Annotated in this window: 19 protein-coding genes, 1 pseudogene and 1 riboswitch; of the genes and pseudogenes, 10 read left to right on the top strand and 10 right to left on the bottom strand. The window is 63.5% G+C overall.

Annotated features, from left to right (window positions below; genetic code table 11):
• The first annotated feature begins 1 nt into the window (after position 1).
• The 3 genes from flhB to FPZ08_RS08405 all read left to right on the top strand — a co-directional run bounded on the left by flhB (position 2) and on the right by FPZ08_RS08405 (position 4,423).
• Positions 2 to 1,084, top strand: a complete 1,083-nt coding sequence (gene flhB, locus FPZ08_RS08415; protein WP_146289558.1) for a flagellar biosynthesis protein FlhB — start codon at positions 2 to 4, stop codon at positions 1,082 to 1,084.
• Positions 1,085 to 1,457: 373 nt separating this feature from the next.
• On the top strand, positions 1,458 to 4,031 hold the full coding sequence (gene cckA, locus FPZ08_RS08410; protein WP_146289557.1) for a cell cycle histidine kinase CckA: 2,574 nt from the start codon (positions 1,458 to 1,460) through the stop codon (positions 4,029 to 4,031).
• Complete coding sequence (locus FPZ08_RS08405; RefSeq protein ID WP_146289556.1) at positions 4,028 to 4,423, top strand: DUF2237 family protein; 396 nt, start codon at positions 4,028 to 4,030, stop codon at positions 4,421 to 4,423. Before cckA ends, FPZ08_RS08405 begins: the two co-directional genes overlap by 4 nt.
• A 130-nt stretch (positions 4,424 to 4,553) precedes the next feature.
• Here FPZ08_RS08405 and FPZ08_RS08400 read toward each other — a convergent pair whose 3' ends face one another.
• From FPZ08_RS08400 to araD1, 5 genes are read right to left on the bottom strand one after another with little or no spacing between them, the layout of a single operon-like run.
• Positions 4,554 to 4,733: a hypothetical protein gene (locus FPZ08_RS08400; protein ID WP_146289555.1), complete on the bottom strand. Its 180-nt coding sequence runs from the start codon at positions 4,731 to 4,733 to the stop codon at positions 4,554 to 4,556.
• The gene (locus tag FPZ08_RS08395; protein ID WP_146289554.1) at positions 4,730 to 5,227 is read right to left on the bottom strand and encodes an SRPBCC family protein; all 498 of its coding nucleotides are present in this window, start codon (positions 5,225 to 5,227) and stop codon (positions 4,730 to 4,732) included. Before FPZ08_RS08395 ends, FPZ08_RS08400 begins: the two co-directional genes overlap by 4 nt.
• Before the next feature lie 9 nt (positions 5,228 to 5,236).
• Positions 5,237 to 5,590 carry an ArsR/SmtB family transcription factor gene (locus FPZ08_RS08390; RefSeq protein WP_146289553.1) on the bottom strand — a complete coding sequence of 118 codons (354 nt, stop codon included), beginning with the start codon at positions 5,588 to 5,590 and terminating at the stop codon, positions 5,237 to 5,239.
• A gap of 59 nt (positions 5,591 to 5,649) precedes the next feature.
• Entirely contained in the window at positions 5,650 to 6,669 is a 1,020-nt protein-coding gene (locus tag FPZ08_RS08385; RefSeq protein WP_146289552.1) for an aldo/keto reductase, read from the bottom strand.
• 56 nt (positions 6,670 to 6,725) lie between these two features.
• Positions 6,726 to 7,721, bottom strand: a complete 996-nt coding sequence (gene araD1, locus FPZ08_RS08380; RefSeq protein WP_146289551.1) for an AraD1 family protein — start codon at positions 7,719 to 7,721, stop codon at positions 6,726 to 6,728.
• Between the two features lie 282 nt (positions 7,722 to 8,003).
• On the opposite strand from araD1, the pseudogene recA reads away from it, so the two are divergent.
• Positions 8,004 to 9,078 (top strand): annotated as a pseudogene (gene recA, locus FPZ08_RS08375) (recombinase RecA).
• 176 nt (positions 9,079 to 9,254) lie between these two features.
• Entirely contained in the window at positions 9,255 to 11,903 is a 2,649-nt protein-coding gene (gene alaS / locus FPZ08_RS08370; RefSeq protein WP_146289550.1) for an alanine--tRNA ligase, read from the top strand.
• A gap of 126 nt (positions 11,904 to 12,029) precedes the next feature.
• Here alaS and FPZ08_RS08365 read toward each other — a convergent pair whose 3' ends face one another.
• The 3 genes from FPZ08_RS08365 to FPZ08_RS08355 form a co-directional block, all read right to left on the bottom strand.
• Complete coding sequence (locus tag FPZ08_RS08365) at positions 12,030 to 12,914, bottom strand: DMT family transporter (RefSeq protein WP_146289549.1); 885 nt, start codon at positions 12,912 to 12,914, stop codon at positions 12,030 to 12,032.
• A gap of 81 nt (positions 12,915 to 12,995) precedes the next feature.
• Positions 12,996 to 13,916, bottom strand: a complete 921-nt coding sequence (locus FPZ08_RS08360) for a DMT family transporter (protein WP_186767262.1) — start codon at positions 13,914 to 13,916, stop codon at positions 12,996 to 12,998.
• A gap of 98 nt (positions 13,917 to 14,014) precedes the next feature.
• A complete protein-coding gene (locus FPZ08_RS08355; RefSeq protein WP_186767313.1) occupies positions 14,015 to 14,983 on the bottom strand; it encodes a glycerophosphodiester phosphodiesterase family protein in 969 nt (322 codons plus the stop codon).
• Between the two features lie 92 nt (positions 14,984 to 15,075).
• Positions 15,076 to 15,291, top strand: a riboswitch (cobalamin riboswitch).
• Between the two features lie 110 nt (positions 15,292 to 15,401).
• On the opposite strand from FPZ08_RS08355, the gene FPZ08_RS08350 reads away from it, so the two are divergent.
• The 4 genes from FPZ08_RS08350 (at position 15,402) to FPZ08_RS08335 (ending at position 20,050) form a co-directional block, all read left to right on the top strand.
• Positions 15,402 to 16,229 (top strand): ABC transporter ATP-binding protein, encoded by an 828-nt coding sequence (locus FPZ08_RS08350; RefSeq protein ID WP_146289546.1) that lies wholly within the window; start codon positions 15,402 to 15,404, stop codon positions 16,227 to 16,229.
• Positions 16,230 to 16,233: 4 nt separating this feature from the next.
• Positions 16,234 to 17,175, top strand: a complete 942-nt coding sequence (locus FPZ08_RS08345) for an ABC transporter substrate-binding protein (RefSeq protein WP_146289545.1) — start codon at positions 16,234 to 16,236, stop codon at positions 17,173 to 17,175.
• A 188-nt stretch (positions 17,176 to 17,363) separates the two neighbouring features.
• Complete coding sequence (locus tag FPZ08_RS08340; RefSeq protein WP_425457579.1) at positions 17,364 to 18,245, top strand: FecCD family ABC transporter permease; 882 nt, start codon at positions 17,364 to 17,366, stop codon at positions 18,243 to 18,245.
• A 122-nt stretch (positions 18,246 to 18,367) separates the two neighbouring features.
• Positions 18,368 to 20,050 (top strand): vWA domain-containing protein, encoded by a 1,683-nt coding sequence (locus tag FPZ08_RS08335; RefSeq protein ID WP_146289544.1) that lies wholly within the window; start codon positions 18,368 to 18,370, stop codon positions 20,048 to 20,050.
• Between the two features lie 52 nt (positions 20,051 to 20,102).
• Here FPZ08_RS08335 and FPZ08_RS08330 read toward each other — a convergent pair whose 3' ends face one another.
• Positions 20,103 to 20,837 carry a head GIN domain-containing protein gene (locus FPZ08_RS08330; RefSeq protein ID WP_186767261.1) on the bottom strand — a complete coding sequence of 245 codons (735 nt, stop codon included), beginning with the start codon at positions 20,835 to 20,837 and terminating at the stop codon, positions 20,103 to 20,105.
• A 185-nt stretch (positions 20,838 to 21,022) separates the two neighbouring features.
• The gene (locus tag FPZ08_RS08325) at positions 21,023 to 22,234 is read right to left on the bottom strand and encodes an NADP-dependent isocitrate dehydrogenase (RefSeq protein ID WP_146289542.1); all 1,212 of its coding nucleotides are present in this window, start codon (positions 22,232 to 22,234) and stop codon (positions 21,023 to 21,025) included.
• 144 nt (positions 22,235 to 22,378) lie between these two features.
• Between FPZ08_RS08325 and FPZ08_RS08320 the strand changes: the two genes are divergently transcribed.
• Entirely contained in the window at positions 22,379 to 22,795 is a 417-nt protein-coding gene (locus FPZ08_RS08320) for a MarR family winged helix-turn-helix transcriptional regulator (protein ID WP_146289541.1), read from the top strand.
• The last annotated feature ends 40 nt before the right edge of the window (positions 22,796 to 22,835 follow it).

Below are 22,835 nucleotides of genomic sequence, written 5' to 3'. Positions count from 1 at the left end.
CGTGTCAGACGAAGCCCCGGAACAGGACGCCAAAACAGAAGACCCTTCCCAAAAGAAGCTCGAGGACGCCCACAAGAAGGGCGATGTCGCCAAGAGCCAGGAAGTGGTCACCTGGTTCATGCTACTCGGCTCGGCCGCCATCTTCGCCATGATGGCGCCCGCCACGGCGTCGAGCCTGTCGGAAACGCTCAAGCTGCTCATCATGAATGCCGACCAGTTCGAGCTGGGTGGCGCGGGCTTCGGCGCTTTCTTCAACAATCTGGCGCTGGCCCTGATCGGCACCGTGCTCATTCCGCTCGTCGTGCTGTCGAGCTGCGCGATATTGGCCAATCTCATCCAACACCGGCCGCTGTTTTCGGCCGAGCCGATCACCCCGAAACTCTCCAAGATTTCGCCGCTGGCCGGGGCCAAACGGTTGTTCTCCACCGAGTCGCTGGTCAATTTCGGCAAGGGCCTGCTCAAGATCGGCATTGTCGGCGCCGTGGTGATGGCCGTGGTCTGGCCCGAGCGCGACCGGCTCGACACGATGATGACGGCCGATCCGGCAATGATCCTGGCCGATTTCCAGGAAATCGGTATCAAGATCTTCATCGCAGTGCTGGCCATCGTCACCGTCATCGCCTTTGCCGATTATCTCTATGTCCGCCAGAAATGGTGGAAGAAGCTGATGATGACGGTTCAGGAAACTCGCGACGAATACAAGCAGATGGAGGGCGATCCTCACATCAAGGGCAAGCTGCGCCAGTTGCGGCAGGAGCGGGCGCGCAAGCGCATGATGGCGGCGGTGCCCGATGCGACCGTGGTCATCACCAACCCGACCCACTTTGCCGTGGCGCTCAAATACGACAAGGGCATGAAGGCCCCTAGATGCGTGGCCAAGGGCGCCGATGCCGTGGCCTTCCGCATCCGCGAACTGGCCAAGGAGCACGACGTCCCCATCGTCGAAAACCCGCCTCTGGCCCGCGCGCTCTTCGCCAGCGTCGATGTCGACGAGTCCATCCCCAACGAGCATTTCAAGGCCGTCGCCGAAGTCATCGGCTTCGTCATGCGCCTCAAGCGCGGGGCAGGATGGAAGGCGAATTGATTTGTTGTCGTGTGATGGCGCCAGAACCACCAGACTCACCCTCCCCCTTGAGGGGAGGGAAGCGAGATAGGACTTAGCTTTAGCTAAGTCCGTTGAATCGAGCAGGGCGGGGGTGTTGAGGGCTCTACGAACTCTATGTATGCGGCGCCTCCGACACCCCCTCCCTTGATCCCTCCCCTCAAGGGGGAGGGTGTCGACTGGGACATCGTGCCAGAAGTCCTATGCGGGCAGCATTTCCCGCGTTCATGCTGTTGTTTCGCCGCGATCCCGTGTTGAAAACCATGATCGGCCTCCCGCAGGGCCGGACCATTTGCTAGACCATTGCCACGTGCCTGATTCGGCCCGACTCACCGGTTACGGAGCATCCTGACCCATGGCATCGACGCCAACAGGCGAGGACACTTATCCCGATCCGCTCGTTACGGCGGGGCGCGGCGGAGCCGGCCTGTGGCGGGTCGTCGTACTGGCTCTGGTGCTGGTGGCCATTGCGGTGGCCTTTTCCTTCTTCGGCGACAGGATCCCGGCCGAGTTCATCATGACCTTTGTCGGCGTGCTTGCCGTCATCGGGGTGTTCTGCCTGTTCGGCCTCGCGGCGGGCCTGTTCCGCTTCGCCAATGGCGAGGAACGCCGCACTATTTCTAACGCCATGGTCGACAGCCTGCCCTTCGGCGCTGTTGTCGCGGATCGCGATGGCAAGATTTCCTATGTTAACGCGCATTACGGCAGCTTTTCCGGCGCCATGACCAATGGCGTGCCGGTCGGCGTGCCACGCCTCTTCGCCGGCCAGTCCGATGCCAGCGAAGCGATCTATCGCCTCTCCCGCGCCGCTAAGGACGGGCGGACCGCGATTGAGGATATCCGCATTGTCGGCGGGCTGGGCGGCTCGCTGGGCGACAGCGGCAGGGCCTATTGGTATCGCGTCGCGGTACGGCCGCTGCCGGAATCCGACGAGGCGCAGAAGCCCTTGGCCATCTGGTCGGTGGAAGACATCACCCGCGACCGCGATAATAACGAAAGCGCCTTCCGCGACCTGCAGCGTGCCATCGATTATCTCGATCATTCGCCGGCCGGCTTCTTCTCCGCCGACGCGCATGGCCGCATCCAGTATCTCAATTCGACCCTGACCGACTGGCTCGGCTATGACCTGGCCGAGTTCAATTCCGGCCATCTCGGCCTTTCCGACCTGGTGCGCGGCGATGGCGCGACCCTGCTCATGCGCGGGCGTGGCGATGGCGAGATCGGCACCGAGATCATCGATATCGACCTGGTGCGCCGCAACGGCACCAGCTTTCCGGTGCGCCTGCTGCATCGCGCCGCCCGCCTCGCCGATGGCGAACTGGGCGAGACCCGCACCCTCGTCCTCGACAAATCCAAGGCGCCCGACACCGAAGAGGCCCTGCGCGCCGCCGAAGTGCGCTTCTCGCGCTTCTTCAACGATACGCCCTTCGCCATCGCCACGCTGGACGGGGAAGGGCGGATCATCCGCACCAATGCCCCCTTCGGCCGCATCTTCAAATGGGCGGGCGAGGAAAAGAGCCTCGAACTCCAGCCGCTCAGCGAATTGATCGGCGAGGGGAGCCGCGAGAAATTCGGTCGCGCCATCGCCGATGCCGCCGCCCATCTGTCCGAGGTCGAGCCGGTCGATGCGCTGCTCAGCGCCGAGGGCGATCACGCCGTGCGGCTCTACCTGTCCTCGTCGGAAATGAGCAGCGGCTCGCCCGAGCAGGTCAATGTCTATGCCCTCGACATGACCGACCAGCGCAAGCTCGAAGCCCAGTTCGCCCAGAGCCAGAAAATGCAGGCCGTGGGCCAGCTTGCCGGCGGCGTGGCGCATGATTTCAATAATCTGCTGACCGCCATTATCGGCTTTTCCGACCTGCTGCTGCTCAAGCACAAGCCGGGCGATCCTAGCTTCAGCGAGCTGATGCAGATCAAGCAGAATGCCAATCGCGCCGCGGGCCTCACCCGCCAGCTGCTGGCCTTCTCGCGCCGGCAGACCCTGCGCCCGCAGGTGCTGGAACTGCCGCTGATCGTCGATGACCTCACGGTCCTGCTCAAGCGCATGATCGGCGAGAAGAATACGCTCGGCGTCGAACATGGCCGCAATATCTGGCCGGTCCGGGCCGATGTGGTGCAGCTCGAACAGGTCATCATCAACCTAGTGGTCAACGCCCGCGACGCCATGACCAATGGCGGCGCCATCACCATCCGCACCTCCAATGTCGAGCGCTCCGAGGCCGAGCGGCTGAATTTCGAAGGCATGGTGCCGGCCGATTACGTGCTGATCGACGTGCAGGACACCGGCACCGGCATGAGCCCGGAAGTGCTGCAGAAGATTTTCGAGCCCTTCTTCACCACCAAGGAACTGGGCAAGGGCACGGGCCTGGGCCTCTCCACCGTCTACGGCATCGTCAAGCAGACCGAGGGCTATATCTATCCGGTCTCCGTGGTCGGCGTGGGCACCACGTTCAAGATTTTCCTGCCGCGCCATGTCGCCAGCGCTGCCGAACAGGCTGCCAAGGTCGCCGCCGCCGCCGCGCCGGTGCGCGATCTCACCGGCCACGAACGCATCCTTCTGGTGGATGACGAGGAGAGCGTGCGTGCCTTTTCGGCCCGCGCTCTGCGCGCCACCGGATATGAGGTTTTCGAGGCCGATGGCGGCGAGGAAGCCCTTGAAATCCTCGAGGATGAAGATTTCAACATCGACCTGATGATATCTGATGTGGCCATGCCCGAAATGGATGGCCCGACGCTGCTGAAACATATTCGCGAGCGCATGCCCGATCTCAAGGTGATCTTCGTTTCCGGCTATGCCGAGGAAAGCGTGCGCCGCGATATCGAGGACGACCAGAGCGTCGAATTCCTGCCCAAGCCGTATTCGCTCGACCAGATCAATACCAAGGTCAAGGAAGTGCTGCAGATGGTGGGCAAGAGCGACCTCAATTGAACGTCCATGGGCGCTTCGAAGGGCCGGCCGAGCTCAACGTGCTCGGCGAGCCGCTCAGCCCCTGTTCCAGCGACCCGCTGACCGGCTTCTTCCGCACCGGCTATTGCGCCGCCGGCCCGGATAATGCGGCGGTGCATCTGGTCTGCATCGAAGCCACCGACGAGTTCCTCGCCTATTCCGCCTCGGTCGGCAACGACCTCTCGACCCCCATGCCGCAATTCGCCTTTCCCGGCCTCGTCGCCGGCAACCGCTGGTGCCTCGTCGCCCAGCGCTGGTGGCAGGCCCACCAGGCCGGCAAAGCCCCGCGCGTGTTCCTGCGCTCCACCAACCAGGCCGTGCTCGGCCTCATCCCGCTGGATGTCCTTAAGGCCTATGCGCTGGATTTGAACTGAGGCATCGAAATTCCAAAGCCCTCATGGTGAGCCTGTCGAACCACGAGGGCGGGCGAGTGGAGTTATCGTGCCACGCCCTCATGGTTCGACAGGCCACCATGAGGGCTGCTGCGCGCTTCGTGGCAGCCGACTACCGCCCCTTTACCAGCCGCGCCAGCGCCACGCCCAGCCCGGCAAGCGCCACCACAAAGAACGTCCACTGCAGCACCGCCAGGAACGTGCTCGGCGCCTCGGCGGAAAAGAAAATCGTATAGCCCAGCCACGCGGCCACCGCGGCACAGATTATTGCCGAAATACGCGGATCGTTCATGCCTGCCCCTTTCCCAGTTCCGCCAGCACCGTATCCAGCTTGCTGTAGCCGAACTCCATGCCATCGGCCATCGGCGTTGCCAGCGCCCCGTCGCGGGCCTCTTTCGACGAATAGTTGAGCGTATTGACCAGCGTCGTCCGTCCGCTCTTCTCGTCGAAAATGAGCGTCGATACGGTCTCCCCGCCGGTCCAGTCATCATCGAACACTTCGGCGCTGACCAGCCGTTCGACCGGGTGGATTTCCCTGACCACGCCGCCCATGCCCATCACATAGCCGCTGGGCGCCTTCCATTCGTAGCGGTATTTGCCGCCCACCTTGGCGTCGAATTCGCAGACCGTCATGATCCAGCCGTCGGCGCCGTTGAGCCAGCGGCGGATCAGTGCCGGCTGGGTGTAGCAGGCGAAGACCAGGTGCCGGGGCGCATCGAACTGCCTGGTGATCACGATCTGCGTGTCTTCAGGCGTGGTTACGGTCAGGGGGCCGCCAAAGGCCATGTCGATCTCCTAATTGTTTTTGCCCGCCATGGCTTCGAGTTTCTTCAGCTCGTCGAGCAGGTCATCGAGCTGCCCGAACTGCTTTTCCCAGAATTTGCGGTATTCGATCAGCCAGCCTGTCGCTTCAGCCAATGGTGCGGCTTCCAGCTTGCAGGGCCGGCGCTGGGCGTCGCGACCGCGCGAGATCAGTCCGGCATTCTCAAGCACTTTGAGATGCTTGGAAATGGCCGGCTGGCTCATGGCGAAGGGTTCGGCCAGTTCCATCACCGAGGCTTCCCCCTGCGCCAGGCGCGCCAGAATGGCTCGCCGCGTCGGATCGGCAAGCGCCTGGAAGGTGGCATCAAGGGCGGCTGGCGTCGGCATAGGAATAACTTTCAGGTTCTAGAACCGTCCGGTTATATTGCTCTCCTGTCGCGGAGTCGTCAAGCCACGCCGCCGGGAATGGGCGTTCCCGGCGCCAGCAGGCCCTTGGCGGCCAAAGTTGTCCAGAGATCGCCGGGCACTTTCACATCCCACCAGTCGAGAATGCCGTCCAACTCGGCCGGCGAGCGCGGCCCGGGCAGCACGTTGCAGACAGCCGGATGGGTCAGCGGAAATTGCAGAGCCGCAGCGGGCAGGGGCACGCCAAATTCGCGGCACACCGCCTCGATGGCCCTGACCTTGCTGACGATCTCGTCCGGCGCCTTGGCATAGTTGAACTTGTCGCCGCCCACGAGAATCCCCGAATTGAATGGGCCACCGATCACCACCGAGGCGCCGCGCTCGATACAGGTGGTCATGAACGGGGTGAGCGAGGTCTGTTCCAGCAGCGTATAGCGCCCGGCCAGCAGGAACACGTCCCAGTCGCCCAGCGCGAAGGCGTCCATCAGCACCGGCCACTCATTGACGCCCAGCCCGATGGCCTTGACCACGCCGGCATCGCGCAATTCGCGCAGGGCCTTGTAGCCCCCATTGGCCAACTGCGCCCAAAGCGGCTTGTTGCCCTCGACACCATGCGTCGCCACGCCGATATCGTGGACATAGAGGATGTCGATGCGGTGGATGCCCAGCCGCTGCCGGCTGTCCTCGAACGAGCGCATGATCCCGTCATAGGAATAGTCATAGGCCTGGTTGAAGGGCAGGGGATCAATCCAGTTGCCCTTGTCCTGCTCGGCGGCACTGACGGGCTTGAGCAGCCTCCCCACCTTGCTCGACAGCACCACACCGTCCCGTCGTTCCCGCAGCGCATCGCCCACCAGATGCTCGGAGCGGCCCAGCCCATATTGCGGGGCGGTATCGACATAGTTGATGCCCATATCGAGCGCATGGCCGACCGTGGCACGGGCCTGTTCGGCCGGAACGGCGGAGAAAATGCCGGCCAGCGAAGCGCAGCCCAGCCCCAGCGTCGTCACCTCAAGATCGGTGCGGCCGATGCGGCGCTTTTCGAACTCGCGAGCAGTCATGTCATCCCTCCAGCAGGCGGTGGGATAACTGACATGTTAGTTGCCTGGCTTCAAGCTCAATAGACGTTGCCGACGATGACGGGGTGCTCGGTTTCCACCCGCACCGGGTTGCGCAGGGCCATGCCGAACTGGGCTTCCTCGATTTCGAAAATGTCGTCCGGCTGGGTCTTGATGCCATCGGCAAAGCTCAGCGTCGCCGTGCCGAACATATGCACATGCACATCGCCCGGATTGCGGAACAGGTCATACTTGAAGTGGTGATATTCCAGGTTGGCGATGGTGTGGCTCATATTGTCCTCACCTGACAGGAACGGCTTTTCCCACAATACCTTGCCATCACGCCAGATGCGCGACTGGCCCTCGATATGGCCGGGCAGGTCGCCGACGCGCAGTTCCGGCCCGAAGGCGCAGGCACGGAGCTTGGAATGGGCCAGGTAGAGATAGTTCACCCGCTCGGTCACATGGTCGGAAAATTCATTGGCCAGCGCGAAGCCCAGCCGGCGCGGCTGGCCATTTTGGTCGATCACATAGATGCCGGCAATTTCGGGCTCCTCGCCCGCATCCAGCGCAAAGCCGGGCGAGGGGATGGGGTGGCCGGGATTGACCACTGAATAGCCGTTGCCCTTGTAGAACCATTCCGGCTGCACGCCCTTGAGCCCGTCGGCCGGCTTGCCGCCTTCCAGGCCCATGCGGAACATCTTCATCGAGTCGGTCAGCCCTTCCTCGGTCTTGGTGCCGTTGGACTTGTGCATGGCGTCGCGCGTCGCGGCCGAGCCGAGATGGGTCAGGCCCGTGCCGGTGACATAGAGATGGGCCGGATCGGGATGGTCGATCGGCGCCAGCATGCGGCCCTCGGCCAGCAGGGCCGCCCGGTCCACTTCGGCGCCGAGCCCCTTTTCGGCGATCAGCGCCCCAAGGCCGCCATGCCGCGACAGCGCGCTCAGCGCCAGTTCGTGGACGCTCGTGGCGTCATTGACGATGCGGGCGACGCCATTGTCGACGGCGCCGACCGCGCGCTCGCCATTGGCATCGAAAAACTGGATCAGGTTCATGGCGCGGCTCCTCAACTCTCTGCCGGCATAAAGCGCAACCGAACGCGACGTGGCAAGTCAAAAATCATACTTATTGGGCGGGGCCGCCGATTCACGCATCGCGCGCGTCGATGCTAACAGTCTGCTAACGAATTCGACCTGTATGCGAATGCGAATGTTCTCATTTTGTCCCTTGACGGATTTGGAACAATATGAGAACAAATAGCGGACATTCAGGACAGAACCACCGGCGGTGTCAGCGCGTTGCGCAGCCTCCCAGAGCATGGAATAAGGAGAGATCAGATGGCTAGTGCGCCGCTTCGTATTGTTGAAGGTGGATCGATGGATAAGGACAAGGCTCTTGCCGCGGCGCTCAGCCAGATCGAGCGCAATTTCGGCAAGGGCTCGATCATGCGCCTTGGCGAAGCGTCGGCCATCGAGGTCGAGATCGATCTCCACCGGTTCGCTCGGTCTCGATATCGCTTTGGGCATTGGCGGCCTGCCAAAGGGCCGTATCGTCGAGATTTTCGGACCGGAAAGCTCGGGCAAGACCACGCTGGCTTTGCATGTTATCGCCGAAGCCCAGAAGGCTGGCGGCATCTGCGCCTTTGTCGATGCCGAGCATGCACTCGACCCGGTCTATGCTCGCAAGCTGGGCGTCAATGTCGATGACCTCTTGATTTCCCAGCCCGATGCCGGCGAGCAGGCGCTCGAAATTACCGACACCCTGGTCCGTTCCGGCGCCATCGACGTGCTGGTGGTCGATTCGGTTGCTGCGCTCACCCCGCGCGCCGAACTCGAAGGGGAAATGGGCGATTCGCTGCCGGGCCTGCAGGCGCGGCTGATGAGCCAGGCCATGCGCAAGCTGACCTCGTCGATCTCCAAGTCCAAGTGCCTAGTCATCTTCATCAACCAGATCCGCATGAAGATCGGCGTGATGTACGGCTCGCCCGAAACCACGACGGGCGGCAATGCGCTCAAGTTCTACGCCTCGGTGCGACTCGATATCCGCCGTATCGGCGCCCTCAAGGACCGCGAGGAAATCGTCGGCAACCAGACCCGCGTGAAGGTGGTCAAGAACAAGCTGGCCCCGCCATTCCGCCAGGTCGAGTTCGACATCATGTATGGCGAAGGCATTTCCAAGACCGGCGAATTGCTCGATCTGGGCGTCAAGTCGGGCATTGTCGAAAAGTCCGGCGCCTGGTTCTCCTGGGACAGCCAGCGGCTGGGGCAGGGTCGCGAGAATGCCCGGCAGTTCCTCAAGGATAATCCCACGGTCGCCGATACGATCGAGCAGGGTGTGCGCGAAAGCTCGGGCCTGCTTGGCGAAGTATTGCTGGTGGCCGGCGGCGACGACAATACGTCCGACGACGACTGAGTTCCTCCCTCCCATGCAGGGAATCTCGAGGCATCGCGCAAGCGGTGCCTCTTTTCTTTGCCGATCATCCGCAAGGGTGCCGCAATGCTGGACAGGGCGGCAAGCTGCACGATAGAAAGCCTGCCGACCTGTTCTGCGGCGCAACGGCGCCAGTTTCCGCAATGAAAGCCTTCTAGATGACCAGCGTAAACGACCTTCGTTCGAGCTTTGTCGACTACTTTGCCCGCAATGGTCACCACGCTGTGGCGTCGAGCCCGCTTGTGCCGCGGAACGATCCGACGCTGATGTTCACCAATTCGGGCATGGTGCAGTTCAAGAACACCTTTACCGGTGTCGAGAAGCGCCCCTATTCGCGCGCCACCACGGCGCAGAAATGCGTGCGCGCCGGCGGCAAGCACAATGACCTCGACAATGTCGGCTTCACCGCGCGGCACCATACCTTCTTCGAGATGCTCGGCAATTTCTCGTTCGGCGACTATTTCAAGGACCACGCCATCGAGCTGGCCTGGAACCTGCTGACCAAGGATTGGGGCCTGCCCAAGGACAAGCTCATGGTCACCGTCTACCAGGACGATGACGAGGCGCTGGAGCTGTGGAAGAAGATTGCCGGCCTGTCCGAGGATCGCATTGTGCGGCTCGGCGCCAAGTCGAATTTCTGGCAGATGGGCGATACCGGTCCCTGCGGTCCGTGCTCGGAAATCTTCTACGACCATGGCGAGCATATCTGGGGTGGCCCGCCGGGCTCGCCCGAGGAAGATGGCGACCGCTGGATCGAGATCTGGAACCTCGTCTTCATGCAGTATGAGCAGCATGGCGACGGCTCCCGCAACGGCCTGCCGCACCCTTCGATCGATACCGGCATGGGCCTGGAGCGCATCGCCGCCGTCATGCAGGGCGTGCACGACAATTACGATATCGACCTGTTCAAGGCGCTGATCGGGGCCGCCGCCGCGGCGACCGGCGTCGATAGCAATGGCGAAGGCAATCGCAGCCTGCGCGTCATTGCCGATCATCTGCGCTCGATGAGCTTCCTCATTGCCGAGGGCGTGCTGCCCTCCAATGAAGGCCGCGGCTATGTGCTGCGCCGCATCATGCGCCGCGCCATGCGCCACGCCACCCTGCTCGGGGCCAACGAGCCGGTCATCCACAAGCTGGTGCCGACGCTGGTGCGCGAAATGGGCCAGGCCTATCCCGAGCTCAGCCGCGGCGAGGCGATGATTACCGAGACCGTGCTGCTGGAGGAAGGCCGCTTCCTCAAGACGCTGGGCCGCGGTCTGCAGCTGCTGTCCGACGAGACGCGGGACATGGGCGAAGGCGCGGTGCTTGCCGGCGCCAGTGCCTTCAAGCTCTACGACACCTACGGCTTCCCGCTCGACCTGACCCAGGATGCCCTGCGCAGCCGCGGCATCACCGTGGATCAGCCCGGCTTCGACGCTGCCATGGCGGCGCAGAAGGCCGAGGCCCGCAAGAGCTGGTCCGGCTCGGGCGAGGCGGCGACGGATACGGTGTGGTATGGCCTGGCCGACAAGCTCGGCCCCACCGAATTCCTCGGCTACGAAACCGAAACGGCCGAGGGCGAGGTCACGGCCCTGCTCAGGGATGGCAAGGAAGTCGCCTCGCTGGCCAGCGGCGAGGAAGGCTTTGCCGTGCTCAACCAGACGCCGTTTTACGGCGAAAGCGGCGGCCAGGTCGGCGATACCGGTCGGCTGACCGGCGAGGGCCTGGTGGCCGATGTCAGCGACACGCAGAAGCATCACGGCGTCTTCGCGCATAAGGTTGTGGTCACCGAGGGCAGCCTCAAAGTCGGCCAGCCGGTGACGCTGGTGGTCGATCATGAGCGCCGCTCGTCGATCCGCGCCAACCATTCCGCCACCCATCTGCTGCACGAGGCCCTGCGCATCGTGCTGGGCGACCATGTCGCGCAGAAGGGTTCGATGGTTTCGGCCGACCGCCTGCGCTTCGATTTCGTCCACACCAAGCCGATGTCCGAACAGGAAATGGCCGAGGTGGAAGACATCGCCAATGCCATCGTCTTGCAGAATACTCCGGTCGAAACCCGGCTGATGGGCGTCGAGGAAGCCAAGGAATCGGGTGCGCGCGCCCTGTTTGGCGAGAAATACGGCGATGAGGTGCGCGTGGTCGCCATGGGCGAACCCACCGGCAATAGCCTGGGATGGTCGGTGGAACTCTGCGGCGGCACGCATGTGCGCCGCACCGGCGATATCGGCCTAGTCTCCATCGTGGCGGAAAGCGCCGTGGGTGCCGGCGTGCGCCGCATCGAGGCCCTGACGGGCAAAGCAGCCCGCCATCGCGGCAATACCAATGTCGCCATCGTCGATGCCGCGGCCGGCTTGCTCCGGTCGGGCAGCCATGAAGTGCTCGACCGCATTTCGGCCCTGCAGGACAATATCAAGAAGATCGAGCGTGAGCTGACCGATGCCCGCAAGAAGCTGGCCCTTGGTGGCGGCGCCGGGTCGGGCGCCTCCGCGTCGGCCGACGAAAGCGTCAACGGGGTCACCTATGTCGGCCGCACCGTGGAAGGCATTCCCGCCAGGGACGTGAAGGGCCTGGTCGATACCGAGAAAAAGCGTATCGGCTCAGGCGTCGTGACGGTCGTGCTGAGGGGCGATGACGGCAAGGGCACGGTAGCCATCGGCGTCACCGACGACCTGACAGCACGCTATGCCGCCGGCAACCTGATCAAGCTGGCCACGGCCGCGCTTGGCGGGCAGGGCGGTGGCGGAAGGCCGGACATGGCGCAAGGCGGCGGGCCAGATGGCGGCAAGGCCGCCGAGGCGATTGCGGCGGTTCGCGCGGCGCTGTAACCGGAATCTTCCGGAGACCTCATCCTGAGCTCGTCGAAGGACGAGGTCGGGTGAGTGGAGGCTTGAGTGCCCACGACCTCGTGGTTCGACAAGCTCACCATGAGGTCTACTGGAAGATGACGGTCCTCACAGCCCCGTTCTGAAGAAGAACAGCCGCGGCTTCCAGACGATTTTCAGTTTCTCGGTCAGCACATTGGCCAGTCCTGCCGCGAGCACGATGACCAGGCCGATCACGGCGACATAGTCGGGGTATTCGCCGAAGAACAGCGCCCCGAACACGATGGCCCAGATCAGCTGGCTATACTGCACCGGCGCCACCAGATTGGCCGGCGAGCGCTTGGCAGCCGAGATCAGCAGCAGGCCGCCGGTCCCACCCAAGAGGCCAATGCCGAGGAATACCGCCATCTGCTCCAGCGACGGCAGCACGAAAAACGGGATCATCAGCAGCCCGTTGATGATGCCCGAATACAGCACCTGCAGGCCCACCAGGCTCACGCGCCGCTCCCTGGGCGCGACATGGCGCAGGATGATGGTGGTGATGCCGCCGAGAAAGACGCTGAAGAAAATTGCGAGATGCCCCAGTTGCAGGTCGCGCACGCCGGGGCGGATGACCAGCACGACGCCGAGAAAGCTGATAATCAGCAGCAGCCAGCGATGGGCGGCCACATGTTCCTTGAGCACCAGCACGCCGAGCAGGGTCACCACGATCGGCGTCAGGAAGCCGATGGCATAGACGTCGGCAAACGGAATGTGGGTGAAGGCAAACATCACGCAGGCCGTGCTGGTGATGGCGGTGGCGCAGCGCAGATGCACCAGCCAGGGATGTTGCAGCTTGTAGAGATCGCGCCAGCGCTCGCCGCGCTTGGTCAGCATGACGGGAATGATGGAGAGGCTCGTGGTGAAAAACGCGATCTCGAACACCGACATGGCCGGGCCGGTGGCCTTGATGAGGGCGTCGGCGACGGAAAAGCTGGCATAGGCCAGAAACGCGAAGAGGACGCCGACCGGCATCGAAATATCCAGGAAATAGAAAGGACTCGAAAGACTGGCCGTACCATACAAGCGATGCGGCGGGCCGTCGACGGGATCGAACTATATTTCGGGACCCTGCACTTCGGTAATGTTGCTGGGCGGGCCGGGTCGCACAGCGCGATATTCGGCAAAGCGGCCGGCAATGCGCGCCCGTGCGCCATCCACGAAGACGTTGACGAGGCCGGACAGGACCACGACGGCAAGCCCGATATAGGCCAATAGGTCCGGATATTCGAAGTAGAAGAAGGCGCCCAGCCCGATGGCCCAGACGATCTGCACATACTGGATGGGGGCGACCTGGCTGGCCGGGGCATTGCGGGTGGCTGATATCAGCAGAATATGGCCCAGGCCGACCAGGCTCCCCGAAGCGGCCAGCAGGCCGAATTGCTGCAGCGTGGGCATGACGAAGGTGGGCACCATCAGGACCGCGTTGACGACGATCACATAGATCGCCGGCAGGGCGATCAGGCTCACCCGCTTCTCGGTCGGGGCTATGACGCGCAAAATCGTGGTGGTCGAGGCGCCGAAGACGGCGCAGAGCAGGGCGGTCAGGTGGCCGAATTCCAGTTCGCGAAAGCCGGGCCGCACCACCAGCATGACACCGACAAAGCCCAGGGTGAGCATGGACCAGCGCACGATATCGACGTGTTCCCGCAGGATGAGCACCGACATCACGGTGATGAAGAGCGGCATCATGAAGACCAGCGAATAGGTCTCGGCGAAGGGAATGGTGGTGAAGGACACCGTGACCAGGATCGACGAGGCCACCCCGGTAAACGAGCGCAGGTGGACCAGCCCAGGATGCCTGAGGCGGAAGCTGTCGCGCCAGTGTTCGCCTTTCGGCTTGGCAAAGGCGGCCGGGATGAGACTGAAGACGGCGATGAAGAAGCCGATCTCGAAGACGGAGAGGCTCTGGCCGAAACCCTTGATGATGGCGTCGCCACACGAATAGACCGAATAGGCGACAACTGCATACAACACGCCGACCGGCATGACACATCCAGAAAAACGAGGGCTGCGGGCAATGGAGCGACCCTAGTGGGCGCCAGGCATTCCGTCGATGGAAATTGTGTCGCGGCCTATTGCTGCACGGCCGGCGCGATGATTTCGATGCGGTTGGTCCAGATATAGCCTTCGAAACTGTCCGGCACCTGCGCCAGCTGGTCCAGCGTGTCGATGCCGGCTGTGCCGGGATCACCGGCATCGTAAGGTCCGAGCAGGATCACCTGGCTGCCGGCCTTGCGGATACGCTCGAGGAACAGGTTGGGCCAGCCCCAGACAAAGGGCGCCACATTGACCGGCAGCATGACCTTGGTGTTGCGGCAGGCCTCGGGCATGTAGCCGGTCCAGCCCAGGCCCTCATATTGCAGCAGGCAATCGACCAGGCCGCGGCGTGACCAGACGGCGAGACCGTCAATCTGGCCGGCCGCCTGATAGGTCGGCTCGTCCCCGCCATAGGCGCCCCAGACGGCGTGGCGCCATTCGGGACGTTCGTCGACAAGAGCCGCCAGCATGTCGCCTTCGCGCGCCTCCCGGCTCTTGAAATTGACCAGGAATTGCCGGTCCGGCATGGCCGACAGCACTTCCTTGAGCTCGGGCATCTGACCCACGCCGGTGCCGCGCAGCGGGAAGGTGGCGCCGCCATCGGCGGTGTAGCCGTAGCCGATGTCGAGCGTCTTGAGATAGGCCATGTCATGGCTTCGGGTCTCGCCCGTGCCCTCGGTGCGGCAATCGATGGTCCAGTCATGCAGCACGGCAAACTGGCCGTCGGTGGTCGGATGCACATCGAGCTCGACAATGTCGGCGCCGGCAGCGAAAGCGGCCTGCATCGAGGCAATGGTGTTCTCGATATATTGGTGCTCGGGCGGATAGATGCGCTCGGAGGTGCAGGTGTCATTCTCCAGGCCTTCACGGTTGAAGGTCTGGTGAATGCCGCGATGGGCGATCAGCGTCACTTGCGGCTCGGCGGGCGGCGCCACACGCCAGCTGGCGTTGAACACATAGATGCCCGCTGCCAGCACCAGCAATGCCAGCAGAATTCGCCGCAACCAACGCATCACGATTCCCCCAAATGCCCCGGCCGCAGAATTGGCAGGTAATGAGTTTGAAATGTGGCGCCTTGCCAGGGACCGGCGAATCCCGCATCACTCTGAGTGATGGTTCCGGCCGCCCCTCTCGGGCGGCGGGATTAAAAGGGAACACGGTGCGACGTACCCATCAGGGCGCAAGACCGTGGCTGCCCCCGCAACTGTGAGCGGATAGCGACACCGGGAATTACCACTGGCCGAATGGCTGGGAAGGTCCGGCGCCGCAGCGACCCGCGAGCCAGGAGACCTGCCGTCATCCTTTCCTTTCAACCCGGCCGGGGTGTGCCGCGGGAGACGATGATGACCAGTTGCCGCGACATCGCTGCTATTCCGCTGCTCGGATCGCCCGTGCCCTCCTGCCAGACGGCGGAGGTTGCCCATGGCATCCGGCGGCATTTCGGCTGACCGCTTCACCGGCGCGCATCCGGCGCGGCTCGAACTCATCGACCTCAGCTGGGGCGTCGGCTTGGGTGATCCCATTGTGGGGCCGCTGTCCCTGGCGGTCGAGCCGGGCCAGATGCTGGCTCTGGTCGGTCCCAATGGCGCGGGCAAGTCCAGCCTGTTGCGCTGTCTTTATCGCTACCATCGGCCATCCACCGGCATGGTCCGCCTCGATGGGCAGGATATCTGGTCGCTGCCCGGCAAGGCCGTGGCCAGGCGTATCGCCACGGTTTTGCAGGAACAGGCCTCAGATTTCGGCCTCACTGTCGCTGAAATCGTCGAGCTGGGCCTGACGCCGCATCGCGGCGGCTGGGGCACGGATCGGGGCGACTACGATTCCGTCGAAGCCGTGCTTGATCTGATGGAGCTGACCCATCTGGCGCCGCGCGACCTTGCCACTTTGTCCGGCGGCGAGCGGCAAAGGGTGATGATTGCCCGAGCCTTGCTGCAGAAACCTGATCTTCTGATTCTGGACGAGCCGACCAATCACCTCGACATCAGGCACCAGCTCGAAGTGCTCGATCTGCTCGGGCGGCTGGCCTGCACCGTCATCGTTTCGCTGCACGATCTGGCGCTGGCCTCGGCTCATGCCGACCGGGTGCTACTGCTCGATGGGGGCCGTGTTGCCGCCCTCGGTGCGCCGGCCGAAGCGCTCACCCAATCCACCATTCGCGCGGCCTTTGCCGTCGAAACCCTGCTCGACGCCCATCCGGCCACCGGAAGGCCGCGTCTCAGCTTCTACCTCCCCAACCAGATCCAGGAGTGATCTCATGCGCCTCGTTCTTGCCATGGCCGCGCTGGCGGCCGCCAGCTCTACGGCTCTTGCCGCCGGCTATCCGGTGACCGTGCAGAGCTGCAATCGCGACGTGACCTTCGAGTCCGCCCCGCAGCGCGCCGTCTCCAACGACGTCAATCTCACCGAGATGATGCTGGCCCTGGGCCTCACCGACCACATGGCCGGCTATACCGGCGTTTCGAGCTGGAAGACGCTGGACGAGACGTTGCGCGAAGGCGTGGCCGAATTGCCGGAGCTGTCGCCGGAATATCCGAGCAAGGAAGTGCTGCTCGGCGCCGATGCCGATTTCTATTTTGCCGGCTGGAACTATGGCATGCGCGTCGGCGGCGAGGTGACCCCCGAGACGCTGGCAGAATTCGATATTGCCGTCTACGAACTGACCGAGAGCTGCATCCACATCATGGACAAGCCCAAGGCCTCCATGGATGATCTCTACAGTGACCTGCTCAATCTCGGCGCCATCTTCGATGTTGCCGATCGGGCCACGGCGCTGGTCGGCGGTTATAAGCAGGAGCTGGCCGATTTCCAGGCCACGCTGCCACTGCTCGAAGCGCCGGTGCCGGTCTTCGTCTATGACTCGGGCGAGGACAAGCCGTTCACCGCCGGGCGCTTCGCCATTCCCACCGCGCTGATCGAGGCGGCGGGCGGCGTCAATATCATGGACGACGTGCAGTCGAGCTGGGTCGAGATCGGCTGGGAACCGGTGATCGAGCGCAATCCGGAGGTGATCGTCATCGTCAACTATGGCGAAGTGACCGCTGAGCAGAAGATCGATTTCATGAAGTCCAACCCGGCCTTTGCGTCCATTCCGGCGGTGGCCAATGACCGCTTCGTGGTGCTCGAATATGTCGAGGCGACGCCCGGCCCGCGCAATATCGCGGCGGTAAAGCGCCTCGCAACAGCCTTCCGGGAGTAGGGTCTTGTCGCACCGCCACCTCGCCACCGGCCGCCGCCACGCGGCTGCTCACTGGATGCCGGTTCTCATCGGGGGGCTGGCCATCCTGCTCGTCGTCACCATGTCGGTGGCAACAGGGGCCGGGGCGGTGCCCATTCCCGTCGAAACAGTCTGGCGCATCATCGCGTCCAAGCTCATGCCCGGCAGCGTTGTCGTGGACTGGTCGTCCGGCCGCGAGGCCATCGTCTGGGAGGTGCGCCTTCCGCGCATCGTGCTGGGGGGCCGTTGTCGGGGCCAGCCTCGCCGTCGTCGGGGCGGCCCTGCAATCGGTCACGCGCAACCCGTTGGCCGATCCGCATCTGCTGGGCATTTCATCCGGCGCCGGTTTCGGGGCGATCCTCGTGCTGTTGCATACCGGCATGTTCCTCGGCCTCGTCACCGTGCCGCTCTTCGCCTTTGGCGGCGCGCTGGTGGCGACCGGGCTGGTATTGGCCGTCTCCAATCTCACCAAGTCGCACAGCGCCGGCCGGCTGGTACTGGCTGGCGTTGCGATCAGCTTCATCATCACCGCCGCGGGCAATCTCTTCATCTTTCTCGGTGATCCCCGCGCGGCCCACACCGTGGTGTTCTGGATGCTGGGCGGACTGGGCCTGGCGCAATGGCCGCAATTGCCCTTTCCGCTGGTGGCCTTGCTGGTCTGCGGCGGTTACCTCATCGCGCGCGCCCGGGCGCTCAATGCCATGACGCTGGGCGATGAGAGCGCCACCACACTGGGCATTCCCGCCAGCCGGTTCCGGCTCACGGTCTTCATCGTCTGTGCGCTGCTGACGGGCTCGGCGGTGGCCTTTTCCGGCGTCATCGCCTTTGTCGGGCTGATGATCCCCCATATCGTCCGCATGGGGGTTGGCGGGGATTACCGGCGAGTGCTGCCGCTCTCCGCGCTGGTCGGGGCCATCTTTCTGGTGCTGGCCGATATTGCCGCGCGGACCCTGATGCCGCCGCAAGACATGCCGATCGGCGTGCTGACAGGCGTGATCGGCGGGCTGTTCTTCGTCGGCCTGTTGCGCTGGCGTAAAACGGGGGCCGAGTAGTTCCGGCAAGTCACCTCTATTGTCTGAACGAAGCATTCATTCCGGCGTCATCTGGCGCGTGATTTCAATTGCGCGCTATTGTGCGGTGCTCGATAGTCGAGGCCGCTGCTGGAGGGCTACCCATGCGGATTGTTCGAAACTTCTTGCTGGGGGCCATTGCGGCGCTCGGCCTGGCGCTGCCGGCACTTGCCGCCGAGCGGGCCATTATCGTGCTTGATGGGTCGGGCTCGATGTGGGCGCAGATCGACGGCAAGGCGCGCATCACCATTGCACGCGAGACGCTGCACGAAGTGCTGTCCACGCTGCCCGACGATCTCGAACTCGGCTTCATGACCTATGGCCACCGCGAGAAGGGCAATTGTTCCGATATCGAAATGCTGGTGGAGCCGGCTACCGGCACTGGCGCGGCCATTGCGGCCGCAGCGGACAAGATCAATCCCAAGGGCATGACGCCGATTTCAGACGCGGTGCGCCTGGCGGCCGAAGACCTGCGCTTCACCGAGCAGAAGGCCACCGTGATCCTTATCACCGATGGGCTTGAAACCTGCGAGGTCGATCCCTGCGCATTGGCATCCGATCTCGAAGCCCAGGGCATCGACTTCACCACCCACGTCCTCGGTTTCGGCCTGTCGGACGACGAGGGGCAGCAGGTGGCGTGCCTCGCCGAAAATACCGGCGGCAAGTATCTGTCGGCCAATGATGGGAATGCGCTGGTCGAGGCGCTGACCACCACGGTGGCACAGGTGGTGCAGGCCGAACCGGAGCCGGTTCCAGAGCCGGAACCTGAACCCGAGCCGGTGGCCGACTACAATTACAAGCCCACCGCGTCCCTGTCGGAAGGCGGCCCCGATCTCACCAGCGACTACGGCGATCTGGTCTGGGAATGGTACAAGCCGGCGGCCGATGGCAGCCAGGGCGAATATGTTGGCACCGACTATAATTCGGACTTCGAAGGTGCGTTGGAGCCGGGCGACTACATCATGACCGCCAAAGTGGGCTATGCCATCGCATCCCAGCCCGTGACCATCGAGGCCGGCAAGATCGCCACGCCGCATTTCGTGCTCAATGGCACCATTCTCAAGCTGCATCCGCTGCCCAGCGAGGGTGCCGATGTCGATGAAAATGCCGCGGTCGAAATCCGCCATGCCGGCGACTATGTCACCACCAATTACGGTGACACCAACCTGGTCGTTCCGGCCGGGGCGCTCGAGGTCGATGTGTCCATCGGCGAAGCGACCGTGACGCGCAGTTATGACGCGGTGGCGGGCGAGACGATCGATGAGGATGTCATTGTCGGCGTCGGCCGGGCCGAAATCGCCTCGTTCTATGTCGAGGGCATGCCGGCGTCGGACGATATCTTCATCGAGATCTTTGGGGCCGCCAAGGCGATCGATGGCTCGCGCAAGTCGGTGACCTACAACTATGGCAGCGACGTGAGTTTCGAATTGCCGGAGGGTGACTATGTCGCCGTCTATCGGCTGCGCGGGGCCGAGGGCGAAGCGCCGTTCTCGATCAAGACGGCGGAACTGACCGAGGTCCCCCTGGTGCTCGATGCCGGCATTCTCGCGGTCACTACGCCCGGTGACAACTATGTCGAGGTATTCGGCGCGGCCAAGAGCATCGATGGCAGCCGCAAATCCTTCGACTACGGCTATGGCCCGGAATTCCAGACCACTCTGCCGGATGGAGACTATGTCGTGTTCACCCGCATCGGTGATGGCGAGAGCGAAACCCCGATCACCATCAAGGGCGGCGAGCGGTTCGAGCTGACCGTGGAAGCGGCCGCGGCGGGCAAGAGCAAATAGGCTGCCCGCAGATACGAGAAGGGCGCCCGATGGGCGCCCTTTGCGTTTTGAATCAGTCGTCGAAACTGACATCGCCTCCGCTGGAGGTGTCTACGTCGCGGTCTGCAGGGTTGCCCCGGACCTCGATATCGCCACCGCTCGACGCGTCGGCCTTGATCCCCGCCGTAGCATGTACCGACACATTGGCGCCGCTGGAGGCCTCTGCCGCGACGTTGCTGGCCACAAGGTCATCCGCGTCGATATCGGAGCCACTGGAGGCGTCGGCTTCCACCGTATCGGCGGAGCCGCTGATTTCAATATCGGACCCGCTGGATGCGGAGACGATGGCGTGGCCCAGTACGGCGTCGGTCACCTTGATATCGGCGCCGCTCGATGCGTCGAGTTCGAGCCGCTCGCTGGTCACGGCGATCACGCCGACATCGGCGCCCGAGCTGGCGGTAACGCCGGCCAAAGCGGGCATGGTGATGTCGATGGTGATGGCGTTGCCGCTATTGAGCAACTGGCCGACCAGCCCGCCGCTGATGATGAAATCGAGGAAGCTCTGCTCGAAACGGGCGGTCAGGGTGCCGCCATCGACGCTGATCTGCAGATGGTCCAGCGCATCCTGGCTGCGCGATTCCGCACGAACCGAAAAGCTGTCGCCCTGGGTGATCCGGGCGTCGAGCCCGGTGGCGATGTCGACGCGGTCGAAACCGCTGAAATCGTAGTCGGCGCTCTGCGCGAATGCGGCACTGCCGAGGAGAAGGCTGGCTGTTGCGGTGGTGGCGATTGCGATACTGCGGCGCATGTCTGATCCCTCCAATGAGCCCTGGACCCATCGCATATGGGCGGGCATCAGCGCCGCTCAACCCGCGTCGGGCGACAAAAATCGCCAGGAGCGGGGTTGAAGGTAACATCCGTGTTACCTAGCGCGCAAAGAAAAGGCCGGGTCGCGCGGACCCGGCCTTTCGAATTTCATGCGTAACGGGTTGGTTACGCCATGGCCTTCTGCAGGTTCTGGTCGATGGCGTCGAGGAAGCCGAGGGTCGAGAGCCACGGCTGGTCGGGTCCGACGAGCAGGCTCAGGTCCTTGGTCATCTTGCCTTCTTCGATCGTGTCGACGGTGACCTTTTCGAGGGTGGCGGCGAACTTGGCCAGCGCCTCATTGTCATCGAGCTTGGCGCGGTGGGCCAGGCCACGGGTCCAGGCGAAGATCGAGGCGGTGGAGTTGGTCGAGGTTTCCTTGCCCTGCTGATGCTGGCGGTAGTGACGGGTCACCGTGCCGTGGGCGGCCTCGGCTTCGACGATCTTGCCATCGGGCGTGGCCAGGACCGAGGTCATCAGGCCCAGCGAGCCAAAACCCTGCGCCACGATGTCGGACTGCACGTCGCCATCATAATTCTTGCAGGCCCAGACATAACCGCCGGACCATTTGAGGGCCGAAGCGACCATGTCGTCGATCAGGCGGTGCTCGTACCAGATCTTGGCGGCCTCGAACTTTTCCTTGAACTCGGCCTCGTAGATCTCCTGGAAGATGTCCTTGAAGCGGCCGTCATAGGCCTTGAGGATGGTGTTCTTGGTCGACAGATAGACCGGCACGCCGCGGGCAAGGCCGTAGTTGAAGCTCGCATGGGCGAAGTCGCGGATCGAATCGTCGAGATTGTACATGGCCATTGCGACGCCGGCGCCCGGGGCCTGGAACACTTCGTGCTCGATGACCTTGCCGTCTTCGCCGGTGAACTTGATGGTCAGCGTGCCCTTGCCGGGGAACAGGAAGTCGGTGGCGCGATACTGGTCGCCGAAGGCATGGCGGCCGACAATGATCGGCTGGGTCCAGCCGGGCACGAGGCGCGGCACGTTCTTGCAGATGATGGGCTCGCGGAAGATCACGCCGCCCAGGATGTTGCGGATGGTGCCGTTGGGCGACTTCCACATCTTCTTGAGCTTGAACTCTTCGACGCGCTGTTCATCGGGGGTGATGGTCGCGCATTTGATGCCCACGCCGTGCTTCTGGATCGCCTTGGCGGCATCGACCGTGATCTGGTCGTCGGTGGCGTCGCGGCTTTCCACGCTGAGGTCGTAATATTCGATCGGCAGGTCGAGATAGGGGTGGATGAGCTTGTCCTTGATCGCCTGCCAGATGATCCTGGTCATCTCGTCGCCGTCGAGATCGACGACCGGGTTGGCGACTTTGATTTTGCTCATCGGAAATATCTCCCTGAAATCCGCATATTGGCCCTCTGGCCTTCGGCGTGCCCTATAGCATCGGTGCGCCGCGGCGCAAAGCCGGCAAAGGGCAAGGGGGCATGCCGGTTGACATCGTGCATATGCACGCTTATCTGGCAGCACATGATCGACGATTTCGACCTTTGCCTCGTTCTCAATACGCGTATGGCGGCTCGTGCGGTGACTCGTCGTGCCGATCGCAAATTGCGCGGCTTCGGCGTCACTGCGGCGCAGTTCAACATATTGGGGGCGCTGGCGAACCATCCGGGACGCTCGATCACCGACACGGCCAATGCGCTGGCCATGGACCGCACCACGCTGTCGCGCAACCTGGCGCTGCTCGAACGCAAGGGGCTGGTCGCCAGCGCGCCGGCCGGGCGCGGCAATGGCCGCCTTGGCGCCCTTACCAAGCAGGGTCGCGAGACCTTTGATGCCATCTTACCCGAATGGCGCCGCTCGCAGGCGGAACTGCGGGAGGCACTCGCCAGTCCGGATTTTGACACTGTCATCGACGGGCTTCGGCATCTGTCGCGGCTTTAGCGACATCGCCCTGCCGCAATTCTGAGAAATTCACTCCGTG

Origin of the sequence: Devosia ginsengisoli (assembly GCF_007859655.1) — a bacterium.
In the GTDB taxonomy this organism is placed as follows: Bacteria; Pseudomonadota; Alphaproteobacteria; order Rhizobiales; family Devosiaceae; genus Devosia; species Devosia ginsengisoli.
This window is presented reverse-complemented; position numbering and strand designations above follow the sequence as displayed.